Here is a 3,043-nt window from a genome sequence, read left to right as displayed (position 1 = left end):
CACACAGCCAGTCAATCCAATCTGTTAACAATGCTGAAAATCAAAACGCTCTCTAAAACACCTTCGGTGTTGTAAGGTTAAGCCTCACGGATCATTAGTACTGGTTAGCTCAATGCATCGCTGCACTTACACACCCAGCCTATCAACGTCATAGTCTTTAACGTTCCTTCAGGGGGCTTGAAGCCCCAGGGAAGACTCATCTTGAGGCAAGTTTCGCGCTTAGATGCTTTCAGCGCTTATCTTTTCCGCATTTAGCTACCGGGCAATGCCATTGGCATGACAACCCGAACACCAGTGATGCGTCCACTCCGGTCCTCTCGTACTAGGAGCAGCCCCTCTCAATCTTCCAACGCCCACGGCAGATAGGGACCGAACTGTCTCACGACGTTCTAAACCCAGCTCGCGTACCACTTTAAATGGCGAACAGCCATACCCTTGGGACCTACTTCAGCCCCAGGATGTGATGAGCCGACATCGAGGTGCCAAACACCGCCGTCGATATGAACTCTTGGGCGGTATCAGCCTGTTATCCCCGGAGTACCTTTTATCCGTTGAGCGATGGCCCTTCCATTCAGAACCACCGGATCACTAAGACCTACTTTCGTACCTGCTCGAGCCGTCACTCTCGCAGTCAAGCTAGCTTATGCCTTTGCACTAACCTCACGATGTCCGACCGTGATTAGCTAACCTTCGTGCTCCTCCGTTACTCTTTGGGAGGAGACCGCCCCAGTCAAACTACCCACCAGACACTGTCCTCACCCCAGATTATGGGGCCGAGTTAGAACATCAAACATTAAAGGGTGGTATTTCAAGGTTGGCTCCACGCAGACTGGCGTCCACGCTTCGATGCCTCCCACCTATCCTACACATCAAGGCTCAATGTTCAGTGTCAAGCTATAGTAAAGGTTCACGGGGTCTTTCCGTCTTGCCGCGGGTACACTGCATCTTCACAGCGAGTTCAATTTCACTGAGTCTCGGGTGGAGACAGCCTGGCCATCATTACGCCATTCGTGCAGGTCGGAACTTACCCGACAAGGAATTTCGCTACCTTAGGACCGTTATAGTTACGGCCGCCGTTTACTGGGGCTTCGATCAAGAGCTTCGCCTTGCGGCTGACCCCATCAATTAACCTTCCAGCACCGGGCAGGCGTCACACCGTATACGTCCACTTTCGTGTTTGCACAGTGCTGTGTTTTTATTAAACAGTTGCAGCCAGCTGGTATCTGCGACTGGCTTCAGCTCCGAGAGCAAGTCTCTTCACCTAGCGCCAGCGTGCCTTCTCCCGAAGTTACGGCACCATTTTGCCTAGTTCCTTCACCCGAGTTCTCTCAAGCGCCTGAGTATTCTCTACCTGACCACCTGTGTCGGTTTGGGGTACGATTTAATGTTACCTGATGCTTAGAGGCTTTTCCTGGAAGCTTGGCATCAACTACTTCTGCACCGTGGTGCATCGTCATCACGCCTCAGGGTTGATGGTTTTCCGGATTTACCAGGAATACCCCCCTACACGCTTAAACCGGGACAACCGTCGCCCGGCTAGCCTAGCCTTCTCCGTCCCCCCTTCGCAGTAACACCAAGTACAGGAATATTAACCTGTTTCCCATCGACTACGCTTTTCAGCCTCGCCTTAGGGGTCGACTCACCCTGCCCCGATTAACGTTGGACAGGAACCCTTGGTCTTCCGGCGTGCGGGTTTTTCACCCGCATTATCGTTACTTATGTCAGCATTCGCACTTCTGATACCTCCAGCAGTCCTCACAGACTACCTTCAACGGCTTACAGAACGCTCCCCTACCCAACAACACCTAAGTGTCGCTGCCGCAGCTTCGGTGCATGGTTTAGCCCCGTTACATCTTCCGCGCAGGCCGACTCGACCAGTGAGCTATTACGCTTTCTTTAAATGATGGCTGCTTCTAAGCCAACATCCTGGCTGTCTATGCCTTCCCACATCGTTTCCCACTTAACCATGACTTTGGGACCTTAGCTGGCGGTCTGGGTTGTTTCCCTCTTCACGACGGACGTTAGCACCCGCCGTGTGTCTCCCGTGATAACATTCTTCGGTATTCGGAGTTTGCATCGGTTTGGTAATCCGGGATGGACCCCTAGCCGAAACAGTGCTCTACCCCCGAAGATGAGTTCACGAGGCGCTACCTAAATAGCTTTCGGGGAGAACCAGCTATCTCCCGGTTTGATTGGCCTTTCACCCCCAGCCACAAGTCATCCGCTAATTTTTCAACATTAGTCGGTTCGGTCCTCCAGTTAGTGTTACCCAACCTTCAACCTGCCCATGGCTAGATCACCGGGTTTCGGGTCTATACCTTGCAACTAGACGCCCAGTTAAGACTCGGTTTCCCTACGGCTCCCCTATACGGTTAACCTTGCTACAAAATATAAGTCGCTGACCCATTATACAAAAGGTACGCAGTCACACCACGAAGGTGCTCCCACTGCTTGTACGTACACGGTTTCAGGTTCTATTTCACTCCCCTCGCCGGGGTTCTTTTCGCCTTTCCCTCACGGTACTGGTTCACTATCGGTCAGTCAGGAGTATTTAGCCTTGGAGGATGGTCCCCCCATATTCAGACAGGATGTCACGTGTCCCGCCCTACTCATCGAGTTCACAGCATGTGCATTTTTGTGTACGGGACTATCACCCTGTACCGTGCGACTTTCCAGACGCTTCCACTAACACACAAACTGATTCAGACTCTGGGCTCCTCCCCGTTCGCTCGCCGCTACTAGGGGAATCTCGGTTGATTTCTTTTCCTCGGGGTACTTAGATGTTTCAGTTCCCCCGGTTCGCCTCGTTAGACTATGTATTCATCTAACGATAGTGCAACGAATTGCACTGGGTTTCCCCATTCGGGTATCGTCGGTTGTAACGCTTCATATCAGCTTACCGACGCTTTTCGCAGATTAGCACGCCCTTCATCGCCTCTGACTGCCTAGGCATCCACCGTGTACGCTTAGTCGCTTAACCTCACAACCCGAAGGTGTCTTTCGACATCATCGTGCTGCGATTATTGAGAGACTCTACCTGCAG

At 52.2% G+C, this 3,043-nt stretch carries 1 rRNA gene; it reads right to left on the bottom strand.

The features are described from left to right. Positions 1 to 73: 73 nt before the first annotated feature. Positions 74 to 2,980: ribosomal RNA gene (locus ACQ4OC_RS19355) — 23S ribosomal RNA — on the bottom strand. Between the last annotated feature and the right edge of the window lie 63 nt (positions 2,981 to 3,043).

It is taken from the genome of Yersinia sp. J1 (assembly GCF_050586585.1).
Classification (GTDB): Bacteria; Pseudomonadota; Gammaproteobacteria; order Enterobacterales; family Enterobacteriaceae; genus Yersinia; species Yersinia entomophaga.
The sequence above is the reverse complement of the archived record's forward strand: the minus strand, read 5'-3'. Positions and strand labels throughout refer to the sequence as shown.